18 protein-coding genes are annotated in these 14,735 nt (G+C 70.0%); 16 read left to right on the forward strand and 2 right to left on the reverse strand.

The features are described 5' to 3' along the window. Nucleotides 1-17 precede the first annotated feature (17 nt). Genes LRQ07_RS02055 through LRQ07_RS02090 form a run of 8 tightly spaced genes read left to right on the forward strand, consistent with a single transcriptional unit; the run spans nucleotide 18 to nucleotide 6,798 of the window. Nucleotides 18-803 carry an NAD-dependent epimerase/dehydratase family protein gene (locus LRQ07_RS02055; protein ID WP_256535688.1) on the forward strand — a complete coding sequence of 262 codons (786 nt, stop codon included), beginning with the start codon at nucleotides 18-20 and terminating at the stop codon, nucleotides 801-803. Then, on the forward strand, nucleotides 800-1,789 hold the full coding sequence (locus tag LRQ07_RS02060; protein ID WP_256535689.1) for a phosphoglycerate dehydrogenase: 990 nt from the start codon (nucleotides 800-802) through the stop codon (nucleotides 1,787-1,789). Before LRQ07_RS02055 ends, LRQ07_RS02060 begins: the two co-directional genes overlap by 4 nt. Then, nucleotides 1,786-2,592 (forward strand): hydroxypyruvate isomerase family protein, encoded by an 807-nt coding sequence (locus LRQ07_RS02065; protein WP_256535690.1) that lies wholly within the window; start codon nucleotides 1,786-1,788, stop codon nucleotides 2,590-2,592. Before LRQ07_RS02060 ends, LRQ07_RS02065 begins: the two co-directional genes overlap by 4 nt. Then, nucleotides 2,589-3,257: a hypothetical protein gene (locus LRQ07_RS02070; RefSeq protein ID WP_256535691.1), complete on the forward strand. Its 669-nt coding sequence runs from the start codon at nucleotides 2,589-2,591 to the stop codon at nucleotides 3,255-3,257. The genes LRQ07_RS02065 and LRQ07_RS02070 overlap by 4 nt, the downstream gene beginning before the upstream one ends. Beyond that, nucleotides 3,254-4,480 (forward strand): 3-oxo-tetronate kinase, encoded by a 1,227-nt coding sequence (gene otnK, locus LRQ07_RS02075; RefSeq protein WP_256535692.1) that lies wholly within the window; start codon nucleotides 3,254-3,256, stop codon nucleotides 4,478-4,480. Before LRQ07_RS02070 ends, otnK begins: the two co-directional genes overlap by 4 nt. Beyond that, nucleotides 4,477-5,115 (forward strand): class II aldolase/adducin family protein, encoded by a 639-nt coding sequence (locus LRQ07_RS02080; RefSeq protein WP_256535693.1) that lies wholly within the window; start codon nucleotides 4,477-4,479, stop codon nucleotides 5,113-5,115. Before otnK ends, LRQ07_RS02080 begins: the two co-directional genes overlap by 4 nt. Then, entirely contained in the window at nucleotides 5,112-5,789 is a 678-nt protein-coding gene (locus tag LRQ07_RS02085; protein WP_256535694.1) for a substrate-binding domain-containing protein, read from the forward strand. Before LRQ07_RS02080 ends, LRQ07_RS02085 begins: the two co-directional genes overlap by 4 nt. A gap of 22 nt (nucleotides 5,790-5,811) precedes the next feature. Next, the gene (locus tag LRQ07_RS02090; RefSeq protein ID WP_256535695.1) at nucleotides 5,812-6,798 is read left to right on the forward strand and encodes a nucleoside hydrolase; all 987 of its coding nucleotides are present in this window, start codon (nucleotides 5,812-5,814) and stop codon (nucleotides 6,796-6,798) included. Between the two features lie 14 nt (nucleotides 6,799-6,812). Here the strand turns inward: LRQ07_RS02090 and LRQ07_RS02095 are convergent, their stop codons facing one another. Beyond that, nucleotides 6,813-7,226, reverse strand: coding sequence for a hypothetical protein (locus LRQ07_RS02095; protein WP_256535696.1), 414 nt, complete (start codon nucleotides 7,224-7,226; stop codon nucleotides 6,813-6,815). Nucleotides 7,227-7,397: 171 nt separating this feature from the next. Between LRQ07_RS02095 and LRQ07_RS02100 the strand changes: the two genes are divergently transcribed. The 6 genes from LRQ07_RS02100 to LRQ07_RS02125 all read left to right on the forward strand — a co-directional run bounded on the left by LRQ07_RS02100 (nucleotide 7,398) and on the right by LRQ07_RS02125 (nucleotide 12,304). Continuing rightward, nucleotides 7,398-8,714, forward strand: coding sequence for an MFS transporter (locus LRQ07_RS02100; protein WP_232762728.1), 1,317 nt, complete (start codon nucleotides 7,398-7,400; stop codon nucleotides 8,712-8,714). A 7-nt stretch (nucleotides 8,715-8,721) separates the two neighbouring features. Beyond that, nucleotides 8,722-9,012 carry a hypothetical protein gene (locus LRQ07_RS02105; RefSeq protein ID WP_131492104.1) on the forward strand — a complete coding sequence of 97 codons (291 nt, stop codon included), beginning with the start codon at nucleotides 8,722-8,724 and terminating at the stop codon, nucleotides 9,010-9,012. Nucleotides 9,013-9,033: 21 nt separating this feature from the next. Then, nucleotides 9,034-9,993, forward strand: coding sequence for a nucleoside hydrolase (locus tag LRQ07_RS02110; RefSeq protein WP_256535697.1), 960 nt, complete (start codon nucleotides 9,034-9,036; stop codon nucleotides 9,991-9,993). Nucleotides 9,994-10,119: 126 nt separating this feature from the next. Next, nucleotides 10,120-10,917 (forward strand): MerR family transcriptional regulator, encoded by a 798-nt coding sequence (locus LRQ07_RS02115; RefSeq protein WP_256535698.1) that lies wholly within the window; start codon nucleotides 10,120-10,122, stop codon nucleotides 10,915-10,917. 170 nt (nucleotides 10,918-11,087) lie between these two features. Continuing rightward, on the forward strand, nucleotides 11,088-11,459 hold the full coding sequence (locus LRQ07_RS02120) for a hypothetical protein (protein ID WP_256535699.1): 372 nt from the start codon (nucleotides 11,088-11,090) through the stop codon (nucleotides 11,457-11,459). Nucleotides 11,460-11,464: 5 nt separating this feature from the next. After that, nucleotides 11,465-12,304, forward strand: coding sequence for a nitroreductase family protein (locus tag LRQ07_RS02125; protein WP_047522975.1), 840 nt, complete (start codon nucleotides 11,465-11,467; stop codon nucleotides 12,302-12,304). Here the strand turns inward: LRQ07_RS02125 and LRQ07_RS02130 are convergent. Next, a complete protein-coding gene (locus LRQ07_RS02130; RefSeq protein WP_256535700.1) occupies nucleotides 12,273-13,799 on the reverse strand; it encodes an FAD-dependent oxidoreductase in 1,527 nt (508 codons plus the stop codon). The genes LRQ07_RS02125 and LRQ07_RS02130 overlap by 32 nt on opposite strands. Nucleotides 13,800-13,885: 86 nt before the next feature. Here LRQ07_RS02130 and LRQ07_RS02135 point away from each other — a divergent pair, with 86 nt between their 5' ends. Both LRQ07_RS02135 and LRQ07_RS02140 read left to right on the forward strand, forming a co-directional pair. Beyond that, nucleotides 13,886-14,260 carry a fluoride efflux transporter FluC gene (locus LRQ07_RS02135; protein WP_256535701.1) on the forward strand — a complete coding sequence of 125 codons (375 nt, stop codon included), beginning with the start codon at nucleotides 13,886-13,888 and terminating at the stop codon, nucleotides 14,258-14,260. Next, complete coding sequence (locus LRQ07_RS02140; RefSeq protein ID WP_131494545.1) at nucleotides 14,257-14,616, forward strand: fluoride efflux transporter FluC; 360 nt, start codon at nucleotides 14,257-14,259, stop codon at nucleotides 14,614-14,616. The genes LRQ07_RS02135 and LRQ07_RS02140 overlap by 4 nt, the downstream gene beginning before the upstream one ends. The last annotated feature ends 119 nt before the right edge of the window (nucleotides 14,617-14,735 follow it).

Consider the following 14,735-nt stretch of genomic DNA (forward strand, 5'->3'; position numbering starts at 1 on the left):
CGCACGAGAGGACGATGATGACGACAGTGCTGTACACCGGCGGGACCGGGCGCATGGGACGAGTGATCCGCGAGGGGCTCGCCTCCCGCTACGACCGCGTCGTGCTGTTCGCGCGGACCGACAGCGATGAGTCGCTCTTCCCCGGCGAAGAGGTCGTGATCGGTGACCTCGGCGACCTCGACGCGCTCACGGCGGCGGCGGAGGGCGTGGACGTGATCGTGCACCTCGGCGGGATCGCGGACGAAGCGCCGTTCGAGGAGATCCGCCGCGTGAACATCGACGGCACCTACCACGTCTACGAAGCGGCGCGACGGGCCGGTGTGCGACGTGTCGTCTACGCCAGCTCCAACCACGTCGTCGGCTTCCATCCCGCGGAGGAGGTGCTGGACGAGAGCGCATCGCTGCGTCCGGACACCTTCTACGGGGTCTCGAAGGCATTCGGTGAGGCCCTCGCCAGCCTCTACCACGACAAGTGGGGGGTCGAGTCGGTGCTCGTCCGCATCGGCACCTTCCGTCCGGAGCCCGAGGACAGGCGCCAGCTCGCGCTCTGGCTCAGCTGGCGCGACGGGGTCGAGCTCTTCCGCTGCGCGATCGAGAGCGCCCCGGTGGGCTGCGCGGTCGTCTACGGCTGCTCGGCCAACACCGGCCGCTGGTGGAACGGTGACGCGGGATGGGCCGCGATCGGTTACGTGCCCCGCGACGATGCCGCCGACCACACCGACGGCGTGGACTTCTCCGCTCCGGCGCCCACTCTGCACGGCGGTGCTTTCGCCGCCCCCGACTACGAAGGAGGGATCTGGTGACATCGCCCGATTCCCAGGATGTGCTGATCACCACCGCGTTCCTCGAACCCGGTGACGAGGTCGACCGGATGCTGCGCAGCGCAGGACTCACGACTCGGCATGTGCCGGAGCTCGAACGCCTGTCCGCCGAGGAACGGGCCCGGGCGCTCTCGGGAGTCCGCGCGATCATCGCCGGCACCCGCCCCCTGGGTGAGGAGGAGTTCGCGCAGGCCCCCGCGCTGCGCATGATCGTGCGCACGGGCGTCGGCTACGACAGCGTCGACGTGAGTGCGGCGACGGCACGCCGAGTTCCCGTGTGCGTCACCCCCGGCGCCAACCGTCAGGCGGTCGCGGAGCACGTCTTCGCCCTGGCCCTCGCCTGTGCCCGGCGCATCCCCGAGAACATCAGCAACCTCGCCGCGGGCACCTGGCAGCAGCTCACCGGACGGGAGCTGCGGGGAGCGACTCTCGGAATCCTCGGGCTGGGCTCGATCGGAAAGGCGGTCGCGACGATCGCCGCGGGCTTCGGGATGAAGGTCGTCGCGTACGATCCGTCCTTCGACGAGGGCTTCGCCGCGGCCAACGGCATCCGTCGGCTCGAACTCGAGGATCTGCTCCGAGAAGCCGACTTCGTCACGCTGCACCTGTTCCTCGATGAGACGACCCGGAACCTCCTCGACGCCTCTCGCCTGGCCCTGATGAAGTCCGACGCGGTCCTCATCAACACCGCGCGCGGAGGCATCATCGAGGAGGACGCCCTGGTCGCCGCCGTCCGCGACGGGCGTATCGGCGCCGCCGCTCTCGACGTCTTCGCGGACGAGCCACTGGGGGCATCGAGCCCACTCCTGCACACCCCCGGCATCCTCGCCACGACGCACGTCGCGGGCGCGACCCGCGAGGCCCGTGGCGAGTCCGGTCGCATGGCCGCGCGCAACGTGATCGCGACTCTGCGCGGTCAGGCTCCCGAGTTCGTGGTGAACCCCGACTACGACGCGGTGACCGCATGATCGTCGAAACCTCCTCGGGGCCGGTGCGCCTCGCCGCCAACCTCAAGTGGATGTTCACCGAGGTCCCCTTCGTCGAGCGGTTCGACGCGGCCGCGGAGGCGGGCTTCACCGCGGTGGAGTTCGCCTCGCCCTACGAGCTCGCGCCCGCGGACGTGCGTCGGCTGCTCGACGACGCGGGCCTGGCGCAGATCCTCATCAACACGCCCGCCGGACCCGCGGGGACGCCCACAGCGTCGGGGGCGGCCTTCGTGCCCGGTGCCGAGCAGGAGTTCCGCGACGGGGTGCTGCGGGCGCTGGAGTACGCGACGGTTCTCGGTGCACGAGTGGTCCACGCCATGGCCGGCATCAGGCCGGCCGGAGTCGACGCCGACACGGCCTTCGCGACCTATGTGTCGAACATCTCCTGGGCGGCCGAGCAGGCACGTGGTACGGGGGTCCGGCTGGCACTGGAAGCGATCAACAAGCGTGATCAGCCCGGCTACGGTCTCGCCTCGATGGAGACCGCGGCGGCGGTGGCGCAGGTGGTGGATCCCGACATCGTCGGCGTGCTCTTCGACGTCTACCACGCGCAGGTCGACCGCGGGAACGTCATCGAGCGTTTCGAGCAGCTCCGGCCGATGGTCGCGCATGTGCAGATCGCCGACAACCCCGGTCGCGGCGAACCCGGAACCGGCGAGATCGCCTACGAGCGCGTGCTCGCCCGGATCGCGCAGAGCGGATACCCCGGGTGGGTCGGCTGCGAGTATGCCCCCGTCGCGGGCACCCGCGACGGGCTCACCTGGATCGAGAGGACCCTCCGGTGACCGACCCGAGAATCGCGCTCATCAGCGCGACACCCCTGGCGATCGCCCCGGCGGCCGCCGCCCTCACCGCCGCCCTTCCCACGGCGACGGTGTGGAACCTGCTCGATGATCGTCTCCTGGCCGATGCGCAGACCGAGGGCGGCATCACCGCACCGCTGGCTGCGCGCATGGACAGCCTCATCGAGCTCGCTCTGGCCGGGGGAGCGGATGGCGTGCTGCTCACGTGCTCCCAGTTCGGAGAGCGTGCCGACCGGCGGGAGAGCGACGCCGACGGTGTCACCGTGCTCTCGGCCGACGGTCCCCTCTTCGCCGAAGCCGTCGCCGCCGCCCCCGAACGGGTTCTGCTCGTCGCCTCGTTGGCCTCCGCCGCGAGCGACAGCGGAGCACGCCTGGAGCAGGCGTTCGCGGCTGCCGGGTCGGCTGCGCGCGTGCATCCGCTGGTGATCCCGGACGCGGCCGCGCCCCTGTCCGCGCCGGAGCTCGTCGAGACACTGGCTGCAGGGATCGCCGGCGTCGACGAGGCCTACGACCTGGTGGTTCTCGCCCAGTACTCGCTCGCGGGGGCCGCGTCGTCCCTCGCGGATCGCTTCGGCGTCACGGTCCTGGACGGGCCGGCTGCAGCCGCGCGACGGTTGACCGCGGCACTCCGGGAGGATCGAGGATGATCGGCGTGATCGCCGACGACATGACGGGGGCGACGGATGTTGCGGCGGCCCTGCGCCGGGCGGGACTGCGCACGCTCCTCGTTCTCGGCACCGAGCTCGACGAGCACGCTGGCCCCGCCGACGGCATCGTCATCGGGCTGAAGACCCGGTCCCTTCCCGTCGAGGAGGCCGTCGCCCAGAGTCTCGCCGCACTCACGGTGCTACGGCGTCAGGGAGCGGATCGCATCTACGTCAAGTACTGCTCGACGTTCGACTCCACGGACGAGGGCAACATCGGTCCGATCACCGAGGCGATCGCCGACGCCCTTCGCGCGGATCTCGTGGTGACGACGCCGGCCGCACCCCTGCACGGGCGCACCGTCTACCGCGGTCACCTCTTCGTCGGCGACGTGCTGTTGGCCGAGACGCACATGCGCGACCATCCGGTGACCCCGATGCGCGACTCCTCGGTGCCGCGGCTGCTCGCGGCGCAGTGCACGGCGCCCGTCGGGCTCCTGCCCCTCGACGTGGTGCAGCGGGATGCCGACTCCGTGCGCGAGGTCATGCGTCGGTCGCGTGCGGAGGGGATCCGTCACCTCGTCGCCGACGCCGTGACCGATGCCGACCTCGCCGTCCTCGCCGACGCCGTCGACGGGGAGGTCCTCGTGGCCGGATCCGCCGGGCTCGTCGGAGCGATGGCTCTGCGGGAGACGGCGGGCGGCACGATGGCGCCCACGCCCCCATCGGGTCGCACCGCGATCATCGCGGGCAGCTGTTCCCGACGCACGCTCGAGCAGATCGACCGCTTCGTCGGTTCGGGCGGCCCCGCTCATCGCGTCGTGGCCGAGCCCGGCGACACCGCCGAGGAGCTGGCCGCGCGCGCCGTGGAGTGGTGGGAGCACCTGCCCTCCGACGCGGATGCCCTCCTCTACTCCTCCACCCCGGCAGCGGAGCGCCGCCAGGATGTGCCGGGTGCCGGCGAGCTCTACGAAAGGGCGGCGGGCCTCATCGCCTCGCAGCTGTCGGATCGAGGTGTGAAGCGTCTGCTCGTCGCCGGAGGGGAGACCTCCGGCGAGGTCGTCCGGGCCCTCGGCACGACCGTCGCGGTGGTGGGGGAGGAAGTCGCACCGGGCGCCCCCTGGATCCACGACGAGGAGCGCGACGTGCATCTGGTCCTCAAGTCCGGGAACTTCGGCGAGGAGGACCTCTTCGTCGAGGTCGCGGCACAGGGGCGCACAGCATGAGCGCCGATGCCCGCCGCGCGATCGAACGCGTCGCCCACTCGATCCACCGCCGCGGCCTCACGCATGGCCGCACCGGGAACCTCGCCGTGCGCGACGGGGACCGCGTGCTGCTCACGCCGACCGGGGTCAGCCTGGCCGACGTCGACGCGGACCGGCTGTCGGTGGTCGCCCTCGACGGATCGCACCTCGACGGTCCGAAGCCGACGAAGGAAGCCTTCCTCCATGTCGCGCTGCTGCGTGTGCGGCCGGAGGCGAATGCGGTGGTGCACACGCACTCGGTCCATGCCGCCGCGGTGTCGTGCCTGTCCGACGTCGATCCCGAGAATCCGATCCCGCCCCTGACCGCGTACTACGGCATGCGCGTGGGGAAACTGCGGATGCTGCCCTACTTCGCCCCGGGAGACCCGGCAGCGACCGGTGCCGTCGAGGAGGCCGCGCGGGTGACCCATGCCCTGCTCCTGCGCAACCACGGCCCCGTCGTCGCCGGAGCCGATCTGGACACCGCCCTCGACGCGGTGGAGGAGCTCGAGCACACCGCGCAGCTGTTCCTCCTCACGCGCGGCCTCGCCACGTCGCCCCTCACCTCGGCGCAGCTGCACGCGTTCGCCACGCCCTCCGGAAGGACCTCCTCGTGATCACCCTGTACAGCGGGCTCGTCGTCAAGAACCCCCTCGTCGAGCACGTCATCCCCGCGTTCGAGCGTGAGACCGGCACGCACATCGAGGCGACGTTCGAGCCCACCACCGTGCTCCTGGAGCGCATCTCCGCGGGGGCACGGCCGGACCTGGTGCTCGGCGTCTCGTCCTCCGTCACCGATCTCGCGGCGCGGGGTCTGGTGGACCCCGAGGTCGTCGCGGAGATCGCGGTCTCTTCCGTCGGCTTCGCTCGGTTGGACGACGCGGCAGGACCGGCCGACGACTCGGCGACGACGTTCCTCGACTATCTGCTCGCCGCCCGTGCCGTCGCCTACACGCTCAGCGGGGCGAGCGGTGTGCATTTCATGAAGATGCTTCGCGAGCGCGGCCTCCTCGAGCGCATCGATGAGCGCGCGGTGCGATGCGAGAGCGGACTCACGGCTGAGGCGCTGCTCGACGGACGTGCCGACGTCGCGATCCAGCAGGTGAGCGAGCTGCGCTCGGTCCCCGGTGCGCACGTCGTCGAACCGATTCCCCACGAACTGCAGTCCTACGGGCGGTTCGCCGTCGGTGCCCGTCCCGGCGCCGGCGACGACGCGTCCCGATTCGTCACCCTCTTGACCGAGAAGCCGGCACAGGACGCATTCGCCGCGTTCGGGCTGTCGCGTCCCTGAAACCCGAACGAGGAGAGCACCCATGAGAAGAGTCATCGTCGACACCGACACCGGGGTGGATGACGCCCTGGCGCTGATGCTTCTGGCCGCCGATCCGGAGGTCGAGATCCTGGCGGTGGTCAGCGTCTTCGGCAACACCACCGGAGAGCGGGCCGCCGACAACGCACGGTACGTGCTGGACACCTGCGGACGCACCGACGTTCCGGTCTACCGCGGGGCGGACGAGCCGCTGGTGCAGGAGCTGCGGATGAACCCGGGCATCCACGGCGAGGACGGCTTCGGCAACACGGGACTCCGGCCCGCCGAGTCGGTCGACCCCGAGCCGGTCGGTGTCTCCGTCGTGCTCGACCTCGTCGACCGATATGACGGCGAGATCGACTATCTCGCGCTCGGTCCGCAGACGAACCTCGCCGCTGCTGTCGAGGCCCTGCCCGACCTGCTGCAGCGACTTCGCTCGACCACCATCGTCGGGACGCTCGGCCCGGCGCTGTACCACGACACCGCGCCGTGGGAGGATCGTCGGTTCCGGGTCTCGCGTGACCCCAACGTGTCGTTCGACATCGACGCCGCGCGTGTCGTCGCAGCCCACGAGGGCGACGTCACCTGGTGCGGGCCGTACGTCACCCGTCAGGCCCTCGTCCCTGAGGACTTCTTCCTCGACATCGCCTCGTCGACCGGCTTCGCGCCCGCGCAGCTGATCACCGCGATCAGTCGTGACTATGCCGGCTTCTACTCGCGTTCCTACCCGCAGCCGGAGGGGCGCCGGGTCATGGGCATCAACGACAGCATGGCGGTGGCGAGCCTGCTGTATCCGGAACTCGTGACCGGTGCGGTCATGCGGCCGCTCGAGACCTTCCGCGACCCCGAGACCGGAGACCGCTACCTCGCCGGCGTGCATCCGGTGAAGAACGAGACGCGACCGATCCACCGCGTCGTCTTCGACATGGACTTCGACGGCGTGCTGGATCGGATCGGCGAGGTGCTGCGGCGTCCGCTGCCCTGGCGCTGACCTCCGCGAACGGCTCAGTCGTACGTGCGCGCGCGAACCCACGGCATCGGCAGCAGATCGGCGGCGGTCACCCACACCGGGTGGCCGCCGCCGTCTGCGAGCGTGCGGATGCCCGGTGCGACCGCGGGCACGACTTCCCGGCAGACGCCGCAGGGGTTGAGGATCGCGGTCGTGCCGTCGTCGCGCAGGCCGACCGAGACGATGGCTTCGATCTCCTGCTCGCCTCCGATCCGGGCGTTGGCGAGGGCGGTGCTCTCCGCGCAGACGCTCTCTCGTGGGGTGCGCAGGCTGAGGCCGAGGTAGATGGCTCCGGAGGCTCCGCGCGCGGCGGCGGCGACGCGGTGGAGGTTCGCATCGTGCGCACGGATGATCAGGTCGGATGCGGCGGCGAGGAGCCGTCGGTCGTCGTCGTCGAGTGAGGAATTCACGATGAACTCTTTCCGTCACGGAGGGGGCTATTGCTATACTATAGTCGTACTCGGATCTGCTTCCCGAAGATGAGCACTCCTCGCCGCCGTGCAGGAACTGTGTCATGACCAGGGGATATCCGCATTCAAGGGTCGATCAACTCCCTCTCGGGGGCAGAGCAAAGGAGCTCCATGAGCACTGAAGAAGTAGTGGCCACCGCACCGCAGCAGCTGAGGGGCAAGGCGAGCCGCACCGAGCGCAAGAACCTCCGTGCCTTGAGCTGGGGGCACGCGCTCGAATGGTACGACTGGGCGATCTTCGGACTGCTGTCGGTCTACCTCGGCGCGGCGTTCTTCCCCTCCGACAGTCCACTCGCCTCGACCTTGAACGCACTCGCCGTCTTCGCGGTCGGGTTCGTCGCACGTCCGCTCGGCGGGGTCGTCTTCGGCTTCGTGGCCGACCGCTTCGGGCGCAGGAAGATCATGATCTTCGCCGTCGGCGCGGTCGCGCTGGGCAGCTTCATCATCGGCGTGCTCCCCGACTACCAGACCATCGGAGCCCTCGCGCCGATCGTCGTCGTCCTCGCGCGCCTCCTGCAGGGACTCTCCGCCGGTGTGGAGGCGCCGCTCGGCACGGCGTACGCGCTCGAGCTGGTTCCGAACCGCCCCGGTTACGTCGCCGGCTTCTTCGCGTTCTTCAACAACCTGGGCAACCTGCTCGCACCCACGTCGATCTTCCTGATCAGCCTGCTGCTGGGCCCCGAAGCCCTCGCCGCGTACGGCTGGCGCATCCCGTTCATCGTGGGTGGTCTGTTCGGTCTGATCGTGCTGTGGCTGCGTCGGACGCTGCCCGAGACCCTCGACACCGCGGCGATCCGCACGGTGGGTGCGGTCCCCACCAAGGACAACTCGGTGTGGCGCGACGTCCGCAAGTACTGGCTGAGCGTCCTCGCGACCGTCTTCATCGTCGGTGCGATCCAGGCGTACAACTACACGTGGATCGCCGGACTCCCGAACCTCGCCAACGGCACGTTCGGAGAAGACCCCACCGCCGTGTTCGCCATCACCACGGGAATGGGCGTCTTCCTGACGGTCGGAGCCTTCGCGCTGAGCCGCATCCTCGATCGGTTCCCGATGTCCAAGTGGTTCGTGGTGGCGCGTCTCGCGGCAATCCCGACGATCTTCCTGGCGCTGCTGTACTCGCAGCCCGGGGTCGGCACGCTCGCCGGCGTGATGTTCGGTGGGGCGATCGTGCTGCTCCTGAACATGACCATCTTCGTCGTCGTGTCCAACTCCCTGCTGCCGCAGCACATCCGTGGCACCGGGCTCGGTCTCGGCTACGGTCTGGGCGTCGCCATCTTCGGTGGCACCGCCTCGTACCTGCTCCTCTGGCTGCAGAGCCAGGGCATGATGTGGATCTTCCCGATCTACATCGCGGCCCTCTGCGCGATCAGCGTGGTGCTCTACGTCCTCGCGAAGCGCCGCAACGGCCTCTTCGTGGGCAAGTGACCTCCTGATGGATCTGTGGCGCGAGATCGTCGGCTGGGCCGGCAGCGCTCTCTTGATCGTCTCGCTCTTGCAGCCGACGATCTCGCGCCTGCGCTGGTTGAACCTCGGAGCCTCCTCGCTGCTGATGGGATACAACCTGATGCTCGGCAGCGCGCCCATGGTCGCCCTCAACATCACGCTGATCGCGATCAACTGCTGGTACCTCTTCGTCTACACGCGTTCCGCCCGCGCCGCACGGCTGAGGGCGGCGACCGTGGACGGGCTCAGTGAAGCGTCCGATCGGCAGACCAGCCGCTAGGACATGAAAGAAAGCATGGATATGGAACGACTGATCATTGACACCGACCCCGGGATCGACGACGCGGGGGCGCTGTTCTGGGCGCTCTCCTCCGACGCCTTCCAGATCGAGGCGCTGACCACGGTGTTCGGCAACGTCGATGTCGACACGGCGACGGCCAACGCCCGCAAGATCGCCGCTGTCGCCGGTCGTTCCGACCTGCCGATCTGGAAGGGTTCGAGCCGGCCGCTGGTCGGCGAACCCCACTTCGCGGAGCACATCCACCGTCCCGGCGGGGTGGGCTTCTGGGAGTACCCGGACCCGGACCCCCAGGCCGAGGTCGCGCCGGATGCCGTGCGCCGGATGATCGACACGGTCATGTCGGCTCCGGGGGAGGTGACGATCATGGCCCTCGCGCCCCTGACGAACGTGGCTCTGGCCATCAAGCTGGAGCCGGAGTTCGCGCGCTCGGTGCGCCGCATCATCTACATGGGCGGCGCGGCACTCACATGGGGCAATGTCACGCCCGTCGCGAGCGCGAACATCTTCAACGATCCCGAAGCCGCGGAGATCGTCATCCAGTCCGGGGCACCCCTCACGCAGGTCGGCCTGGACGTGTCCCGGAGCTTCGCCCTCACGCCGGACCACGTCCGCACCCTCTGGGAGTCGCGCTCGCCGATGGGCCTGGCGCTCTGCGAGATGATCGGATACCCGGATCGTCAGGACGACCCCGACGAGATGCCCGAGTGGAAGACCGAGGGCATGCACCTCAACGACGTGCCCTGCGTCGCCTATGCCCTCAACCCCGACTGGTTCACGGTGCGCAACCTCCGTGTGGACGTCGAGCTGAACGGGACGCACACCCGCGGACAGACCGTCGTGCAGATGATCGACCGCTGGCAGGGCGTGCCGAACGTCGACGTGCTGTTCGACATCGACGCGCAGGCGGTCGCCGACGCGCTCACGGCCTCGCTCACCGCGTTCGGAACCGCCACCGACTGACCTCTTCACCCTGAACGGCCTCACCCTCGAAACCGGGGGTGGGGCCGTTCGTGTGTGTGGCCGGTGTTGACCTTGACGTTACGTCAACTCCTAGAGTCGAGTCATCGAACGGAAGGAGGCGTAGGCATGGACACGGACGACTGGTCGATCCAGGAGATCGCGCGGCTGGCCGGCACGACGAGTCGCACGCTGCGGCACTACGACCACATCGGTCTGCTGCCGCCCACGCGCATCGCGCACAACGGCTACCGGCACTACGACGCGCAGGCGCTCGTGCGACTCCAGCGCATCCTCCTGTTGCGGGAGCTCGGACTCGGGCTGCCGCAGATCGCGGAGGTCCTCGGCGCATCCACCGACCGGATGCCCTCGCAGACCGAAGCCGCCGCGCTGGAAACCCATCTCGCGCTTCTGCGCGAGGAGCAGACCCGGCTGGCGCGACAGATCGCGTCGGTCGAATCCACCATCACGGCATTGAGAGGAGGTGAACGACTCATGGCAGAGAACATGTTCGACGGCTTCGACCACACGCAGTACAAGGACGAGGTCGAGGAGCGTTGGGGCAAGAACGCCTACGCCGACAGCGACCGCTGGTGGCGCGGGATGACGGATGCCGAACGCGCCGACTGGCAGCAGCGCGTGTCCGACCTCGGGCGCGACTGGATCGCCGCCGCGGAGAGCGGTATCGATCCGGCATCCTCCGAGGCTCAGGAGATCGCGCGGCGCCACGTCGAGTGGCTCACGGGCATCCCCGGCACACCCGGCGCCGTCCCCGGAGGCGACGTCAAGGCGTACGTGATCGGGCTCGGCGAGATGTACGTCGCGGATCCGCGTTTCGGCGCGAACTACGCGACATCGTCCGGCGGAACGCACGGTGCGGAATTCGTCCGCGACACGCTGCGCATCTACGCGGAGGGCAACCTCTAGCCCAGACCCTCCCTCCGGTCGCGATATGTCACCCCGAATCACCGTTTCGGCTGCCATATCGCGACCGGAACCCGCTGTGGGGCGACCGGAACGACGCGGGGGGCGTACCGAAGGGGCGGGCGGGATGCAAGGGGGCGCTCGCGGGGCGGTCCCGGGCGTAGGGTCGGGGCATGGCTCACGGATCCCGGCGCAGGAACACGGCGTCGCTGTTCGTCGCCGCGGCAGGGGTCTATGCCGCGAACTGCGTGCTCGGCGCGTCGGTCGCGGCGCGGATCGTCGACACCCGGAACTTCCGGTGGCTGCACCACCTGCTCTACATCGCCACGTGCACGTCCGTCGGTGCCGCGGTCGTCTCGGGATCCGCAGGCCGGTCCCGCCAGGGCCGTCGTGCCGCACTCGCGGTGCTCCCGGCCGCAGTCCCCCTCGCCGCGATCCCCTACCTCGGCACGCACACCCGGCGGCATCCGCTGGTCGCGCTCACCGCCGCCCCCTTCATCGTCGCGGGGCTGGTGCTCTCGCGATCCGCCGCCGACCGGAAGTGACACGCATGGAACTGCTCGACGCCATCCGCCGCCGCAAGACCACGAACGGGGCTTTCCTGCCCGACCCCGTCTCCGAGGAGCATCAGCGCATCCTCCTGGAAGCCGCGGGGCGTGCGCCGTCGCAGTTGAACAGTCAGCCCTGGCGGTTCGTCGTGATCGAGAGCCGCGACACCATCGAGCAGATCGCACGCATCTCGGGCGAGAGCATGACCGAGGCGATGTCGAACGGCACGTTCTTCGAGCGCTACAAGCCGTACTTCCGCTTCAGCGAGGCCGAGATGGAGGAGAAGCGCAGCGGCATGCTCTTCGACAAGCTGCCCGCCGCACTGCGCCCCTTCACGAGTCAGGTCTTCACGAAGCGCGGGCAGACCCTCATGAACACCTTCGGGGTTCCGAAGACCCTCGGTGCCGAGAACCGCAAGCTGGTGGCCGGATCACCGCTCCTGCTCGGGGTCATGCTCGACCGGAGCGAGTATCGGCCGGGGCAGCTCTCGTCGTTCTACTCCGTGTTCAGCATGGGAGCCGCGATGGAGAACGTCTGGCTCACCACGGTCGAGCTCGGGATGGGGATCCAGTTCATCTCCTTCCCGATGGAGGTTCCTGGTCGCTGGGACGAGATCGTGCAGCTGCTTCGTGTGCCCGACGACCTGGAGCTCATGGCCGTCTACCGACTCGGCTACCTGCCGCCGGAACAGCGTCGTCCCGCGATCGACTGGTCGAGCAGTCAGCGCAAGCTCGTCTCGCAGTACGTGTTCCGCGAGAACGGCGAGACGCCGCAGGAGGGATGGGATGGCGCGCCGCCCCGGGGCGAGATCATTCCCGGTCCTCGCCCGACAGAGGCGTGAGATCGCGCAGCGCCGGTCCCTCGATCCGGGTGCCGTCGGCGCGGAAGCGTGAGGCGTGCAGGGGGCAGTCCCACGAGCACTCGGCGTCGTTCCACGTGAGCACTCCGCCCAGATGAGGGCACACCGCGCTCACTGCGCGGGTGACGCCGTCGACCGTCGATACCGCGACCGGCCGACCCGCGCGGTTCGCCACCGTGCCCTGGCCCTCGGCGGGCCGCGGGACGGGGGTGGGGTGGCGTTCCGCCTCCGTCCACCCGGCCGCGAGGGCCGCAGCCACCTTCCCGCCCTCCTTCGCACCGCGCCCCAGATCGGCGGGGACCGTGAGCCGTGTGCCGATCGTGGTCATCCAGGCCGCGCGCTCGCGGCGAGGGGTGCCGAGGACCTCGGCCGTGAGGCGCAGCGCAGCGGCCGGACCGTTCGAGAGGCCCCACTTGCCGTAGCCGGTCGCGAAGCGGACGCGACCGAGACCGCGTGGCATCGCCCCCACGAACGGGATGAGGTCGTGCGACTCGTAGTCCTGCGCCGACCATCGATGTGTCTCCTCGGCGCCGGGGAAGTGCAGCTGTGTCCAGGCGATGAGGTCGTCCACCGCTGCAGCCTCACCGTCTCCGCGACCGACCGGATGACCGTTGCCGCCGACGACGAGCTGGGCTTCTCCGCCCGGACCGTCGTCCGCGCTCACCGGACGGATCGAGCGGGTGGGGCCGTCGACCGAGAGGAAGGTGCCGTCCGGGAGGCCGCCCGGCACGCGGAAGGAGACGCAGTACGACCGCAGTCCTCGCGTCTTGGCGAAGTACAGGCCGCGATCCGTGATCGGTGTGCCGGTCGCGAGCACGATGTGGTCGCCGAAGAGCGGTCCGTCCACGGTGTCGACCCGGCCGGCGAAGGCACGTGTCCCCGTCGCCCGGACTCCGGTGTGCACCGTGCCGCCCGACGCGAGCAGCTCGGTGACGAGGGCCTGGGCCACCGCGACCGGATCGATCGTCACCTGATCGTCGAGCGCGACCGCCGCGGCCACCGGGAACGTCGTCTTCGGTCGGGTCGTCGCCATCAGCAGCCTCGTCGGCAGCCCGGCTTCCCGTGCGGCGGTGTGCTGGTCCCGGACGATCCCGGCACCGGCCGGACCCTGCGCGTAGGAATGATCGGTGCGGCGGGTGTAGGTCACGCCTGCCATGTCGGCGAACGCGGTCAGCCACTCCATCCCCGCGCGATTGGCGTCGACGTAGGCCCGCACGAGAGAGGCCGGATGGTGCCGTCGGAGCGCTTCCAGGTGCGCGCCGTGCAGGATCGAGAGCTTGCCCGTGTTCGCACCCGTCGCGAGCTCGGCGATCCCGCCCGCATCGATCACCGCGACGTCTAGTCCGGCGCGGGTGAGCATCACGGCGGTCGAGAGTCCGGTGATGCCCGCCCCGACGACGACCACGTCGTGATGCGCGCCCGCCTCGAAGGGGGAGCCCACGGGCAGGTTCTTCTCGAGCTTCCACAGTGGTCTCATTCCGACAGTCAACGTCGCGAGGAGCGAGGGAGCCACGCCCTTGACATCGACTCGGCGCGCTGGCACGCGCGACTAAGGTGGCGAGCATGACCTTCCGCCGCATCCTGCTCGTCGCCGTGGGCGGCATGGTCGGCACGGCGGCGAGGCTGGGACTCGGACTGGTGTTGCCCGACGCGGGTGGCTTTCCGGTGGCCGTGCTGCTCGCCAACGTCCTCGGAGCCGTGCTGATCGGAGTGCTGGCCGCGCGCCTCCCCTCCTCCACGGACCTCCGTCTGGCTCTCGGCACCGGAGCGCTCGGCGGATTCACGACGTACAGCGCGTTCATGACCGGCACGGTGGAGCTGTGGGCGGCCGCGCCGGTGCTCGCGGTCGCGTACGCCATCGGCAGCCTGGTGCTCGGACTGGCCGGAGCGGCGCTCGGCCTGCGCTTCGGCAGACCCCGCCACGGAGCACCCGCGTGACCCCGCTGCTCTTCCTCGGTGCCGCGCTCGCCGGCGGAGTCGGTGCGGTGCTGCGCTATCTCGTGGACCTCGGTGTCGCGCGGCTCGCCGGCCGCCGCTTCCCGTGGGGCATCCTCCTCGTGAACATATCCGGCTCCTTCGCGCTCGGGGTGGTCACTGCGGCTCTCCCTGACGCGGCGTTCGTGCTCGGCGCGGGGCTGCTGGGCGGATACACGACATTCAGCACCGCGATGCTCGACACCGTCGCACTGTGGCGAGACGGCGAGCGCGGGTCCGCGGTGTTCAACGCGGTCGGGATGCTCCTGCTCGGCGTCCTCGCCGCCGCCCTCGGCCTGGCCCTCGGCACCGCCCTCTGACCCCCGGACCGCCCCCGGTCCCGTCCCCGTCTCGCGGTCCCGTCCCCGTCTCGCGGTCCCGTCCTCGTGTCGCGGTCCCGTCCCCGTCGTGCGGTCCGTCGCGAAGGTCGACACCCCCT

The sequence above is a fragment of the Microbacterium sp. J1-1 genome (assembly GCF_024498615.1).
Taxonomy (GTDB): domain Bacteria; phylum Actinomycetota; class Actinomycetes; order Actinomycetales; family Microbacteriaceae; genus Microbacterium; species Microbacterium aurugineum.

Coding starts and splice junctions, on each gene's coding strand:
- LRQ07_RS02120 (WP_256535699.1), top strand. CDS start 11,088: ATGGCTCACGGATCCCGGCGCAGGAACACGGCGTCGCTGTTCGTCGCC.
- LRQ07_RS02055 (WP_256535688.1), top strand. CDS start 18: ATGACGACAGTGCTGTACACCGGCGGGACCGGGCGCATGGGACGAGTG.
- LRQ07_RS02110 (WP_256535697.1), top strand. CDS start 9,034: ATGGAACGACTGATCATTGACACCGACCCCGGGATCGACGACGCGGGG.
- otnK (WP_256535692.1), top strand. CDS start 3,254: ATGATCGGCGTGATCGCCGACGACATGACGGGGGCGACGGATGTTGCG.
- LRQ07_RS02125 (WP_047522975.1), top strand. CDS start 11,465: ATGGAACTGCTCGACGCCATCCGCCGCCGCAAGACCACGAACGGGGCT.
- LRQ07_RS02105 (WP_131492104.1), top strand. CDS start 8,722: ATGGATCTGTGGCGCGAGATCGTCGGCTGGGCCGGCAGCGCTCTCTTG.
- LRQ07_RS02065 (WP_256535690.1), top strand. CDS start 1,786: ATGATCGTCGAAACCTCCTCGGGGCCGGTGCGCCTCGCCGCCAACCTC.
- LRQ07_RS02080 (WP_256535693.1), top strand. CDS start 4,477: ATGAGCGCCGATGCCCGCCGCGCGATCGAACGCGTCGCCCACTCGATC.
- LRQ07_RS02090 (WP_256535695.1), top strand. CDS start 5,812: ATGAGAAGAGTCATCGTCGACACCGACACCGGGGTGGATGACGCCCTG.
- LRQ07_RS02135 (WP_256535701.1), top strand. CDS start 13,886: ATGACCTTCCGCCGCATCCTGCTCGTCGCCGTGGGCGGCATGGTCGGC.
- LRQ07_RS02115 (WP_256535698.1), top strand. CDS start 10,120: ATGGACACGGACGACTGGTCGATCCAGGAGATCGCGCGGCTGGCCGGC.
- LRQ07_RS02130 (WP_256535700.1), bottom strand. CDS start 13,799: ATGAGACCACTGTGGAAGCTCGAGAAGAACCTGCCCGTGGGCTCCCCC.
- LRQ07_RS02100 (WP_232762728.1), top strand. CDS start 7,398: ATGAGCACTGAAGAAGTAGTGGCCACCGCACCGCAGCAGCTGAGGGGC.